The organism is Halomonas sp., assembly GCF_031581305.1.
GTDB lineage: Bacteria > Pseudomonadota > Gammaproteobacteria > Pseudomonadales > Halomonadaceae > Halomonas.
On sequence record NZ_JAVLBC010000274.1, the window covers coordinates 1 to 3,272 of the forward strand.

The following is a 3,272-nucleotide window of genomic DNA, read 5'->3' on the forward strand; positions in this document are numbered from 1 at the left end:
CCCTGCCACGACCAGCGAGGCGGGGGGCTCGGTCCCGACGGGCGCCTGGGTGGTGGCCTGGGCCCCCCAGCGAGTCATCAGGTGCTGCAGGGCGTGACGCGTGGGCGGATGGGGCTCCTCGACCAGAATGACCTCTCCTGAGAGGCTGAGCTCCGGGGGGCGCTCGCTCTCCACGCTGCCCGACAGCGGCAGGGTGAAGGAGAAGGTCGAGCCCTGGTCGGGCACACTTTCGGCGTCGATCTCTCCGTCCATCTGCTCGACCAGCTGCCGGCATATGGCTAGCCCCAGACCAGTGCCGCCGAACTCTCTAGGATGGCTGATGTCGGCCTGGTGGAAGGCCTGGAACAGGTGTTGTCGGGCTTTGTCGGTCAGGCCTATGCCGGTGTCGCTGACACTGACGCGCAGGACCACCCGGCTGGCCTCGGCCTGTTCCAGCATGACCCGCACGATCACTTCCCCCTGATCGGTAAACTTTAGGGCGTTATTGACCAGGTTGGTGAGCACCTGGCGGACCCGCAACGGGTCGCCCTCGAGGTCGGCAGGCACGTCATCGTAGACCAGGCCGAGCAGTTGCACTCCCTTCTGCTGGGCCAGGGGGGCCTGCAGGCCGAGCACCTCGTCGACCAGGTTAACCATGTCCAGTGGGAGCGTCTCGAGCGCCACCCGTCCAGCCTCCAGTTTGGAGAAATCCAGGACATCGTTGACCAGCATCAGCAGGTTGTCGCAGGCGCGTTGTACGTGGTCCAGCCATTCACGCTGGCGTGGGTCAAGCCGCGAGCGTCCCAGCAGCTGACAGAAGCCGACGATGCCGTTGAGGGGCGTACGGATCTCATGGCTCATGTTGGCCATGAACTCCGACTTGACGCGGTTGGCCTCCAGGGCCCGACGGTGGGCGAGATCCAGTTCGATATTCTGGACCTCGATGGTTTCCATGGACTCCTGGAGCTCGTCGGTGGCCTGCTCGATCTGGGCCTGCATCTCCTCCCGGGCCGTGTCCATGTGGTCGGCCAGGTCATTGACGCGCCGGGCCAGTCCTGCCAGCTCCGGGGCCGGGGGTATGAGCAGCCTCTCGGGCACCACCCCGAGGGCCAGACGATCGAGGGCACGTACGGCATCTTCCAACGGCTGGCTCAGCCGTCGCATGGTGGCATAGGCCGCCAGGAACAGCAGCAGGCCGGCGAGCATCAGGGCCAGGCCGCCGATAGCCAGGTGGCGATAATGGGTCAGCAGCAGGGGGGTGGTGTCGATGTCCAGCACCAGCCCGGTTGACGTCGACGTGGTATCGGGTAGGGGAACCTGCAGCAGCCAGCGACGATCGCGTTCCAGCAGGCGCATGACGTCGAGAGCGGATGGCGTCGGCAGGTCGTGAATCCTGCCACGTTCCAGCAGCGGGGTGCCCTGCCTATCTCGCAGGCTCAACCCCTGCACATGGGGCAACGCCAGCAGGCCGTCGGCCAGGCGTGATAGCCTGCGGTCGTCCTCCTGCGCCAAGGCCTCGGCCAGGGCCGGCGCGACCAGCTCGGCGCCGCGTGTCAGCTCATCGCGAAGCGCTGTGTGGCGCTGGCGATCCTCGAGTGCCGTGACCGCGACGACCAGCAGAGCCAGCAGCAGCAGGGGGAGGCCGAAGATCATCAGCAACAGTCGGGTCTTGAGGGACATCAGGGGGCTCGTCGGGCGGTTAATCGGCGTCCAGTATGCCACAGGGTGGGCAGATGCCTGTCCAGTGTGCAGCCGCAGGGATATAATGCCGAAAAGGCGTTTCCATCAGGAAGGTTACATGCATTTCCCCACTCTCGAGGAGACCGTCGGCCATACGCCGCTGGTTCGTCTCAAGCGCATCACCGCCGGGCGCGGCAATACCCTGTTGGCCAAGCTGGAGGGCAACAATCCCGCCGGCTCGGTCAAGGATCGTCCAGCCCTCTCCATGCTCCAGCAGGCCGAGGCCCGTGGCGAGATCGCACCCGGCGACACCCTGGTCGAGGCGACCTCCGGCAACACCGGGATCGCCCTGGCCATGGCGGCCGCCATCATGGGCTATCGCATGGTGCTGATCATGCCGGAAAGTGCCTCCGCCGAGCGCAAGCAGGCCATGGCCGCTTACGGTGCCGAGCTGATCGAGGTAAGCAAGGAAGGGGGCATGGAGGAGGCCCGTGACCTGGCCGAGGCGATGGTCGCCCGAGGCGAAGGCAAGCCGCTGAACCAGTTCGCCAACCCGGACAACCCCCTGGCGCACTACCGCACCACCGGCCCCGAGCTCTGGGAGCAGACCGGTGGCACCATCACCCACTTCATCAGTTCCATGGGCACCACCGGCACCATCATGGGCGTTTCGCGCTATCTCAAGGAGCGCAACCCCGACGTCCAGATCATCGGCCTGCAGCCCGAGGATGGCGCCAGCATTGCCGGCATCCGCCGCTGGCCGCCGGAGTACCTGCCCGGCATCTTCGACGACCGCCGCGTCGACCGGGTGCTGGACATCGGCCAGCAGGAGGCCGAGGAGCACATGCGTCGCCTGGCCCGGGAGGAGGGTATCCTCGCCGGTGTCTCCTCCGGCGGTGCGCTCGCCGGCGCGCTGCGGATCGCCGCCGAGGTCGAGAACGCCGTGATCGTCTTCATCGTCTGTGACCGGGGTGACCGCTACCTCTCCACCGGCCTGTTCGCCCCGGAGCGCTGAGATGGCCATGCTGGGCAAGCGTCGCCCCAGGCGCGCCTCGTCGGGTGTCTCGGGGTTGCAGGGGGGCCAGGGAGAGCCCCGTGAGGCTTCCATCGTTGGGGAGTCGGACACCCTGGAGGTCCGGGGACTGGCCCATGACGGACGCGGGGTGGCGCGTTCGGCGCGCGGCAAGACGATATTTATCGAGGGCGCGCTCCCGGGCGAGCGTGTGAGGGTTGCCGTCCATCGAACCCGCAAGCGCTTCGACGAGGCGCACGTCCGGGAGCTTCTGCAGGCTTCGACCGAGCGCGTCGCGCCGCCCTGTCCCCACTTCGGGCGTTGCGGCGGCTGCGACTTGCAGCATCTCGCCCTGCCGGCGCAGCGCCGTCACAAACAGGCAGTCCTGGAGGAGTTGATGGGACGCCAGGGCATCACCCTCGCTGCTTCGCCCGAGCTGCTCGTCGGTGCGGGCGAGGGCTATCGCCGCCGTGCCCGCCTGGGCGTCAAGGTGGACGCCGGGGGAGATGTTCACCTGGGCTTTCGCGCACGCCATACCCATCACCTGGTCGACATCGATAGCTGCACCGTTCTGGTGCCGGCCCTGGAGGCACTGCTGGTG

The 3,272-nt window shown here is 67.4% G+C and carries 3 protein-coding genes; 2 read left to right on the forward strand and 1 reads right to left on the reverse strand.

Annotated elements, in window-relative coordinates; genetic code table 11:
• Positions 1-1,659 (reverse strand): ATP-binding protein (locus RI841_RS15590; protein ID WP_310706548.1); only part of this gene is annotated, 1,659 nt, incomplete at its 3' end.
• A gap of 118 nt (positions 1,660-1,777) precedes the next feature.
• Between RI841_RS15590 and cysM the strand changes: the two genes are divergently transcribed.
• Together cysM and RI841_RS15600 are read left to right on the forward strand one after the other, a co-directional pair.
• The gene (gene cysM, locus RI841_RS15595) at positions 1,778-2,674 is read left to right on the forward strand and encodes a cysteine synthase CysM (RefSeq protein ID WP_310706549.1); all 897 of its coding nucleotides are present in this window, start codon (positions 1,778-1,780) and stop codon (positions 2,672-2,674) included.
• Between the two features lies 1 nt (position 2,675).
• Positions 2,676-3,272, forward strand: a 597-nt coding sequence (locus RI841_RS15600; protein WP_310706550.1) for a TRAM domain-containing protein, incomplete at its 3' end; no start/stop codon positions are given.

Coding starts and splice junctions, on each gene's coding strand:
- cysM (WP_310706549.1), top strand. CDS start 1,778: ATGCATTTCCCCACTCTCGAGGAGACCGTCGGCCATACGCCGCTGGTT.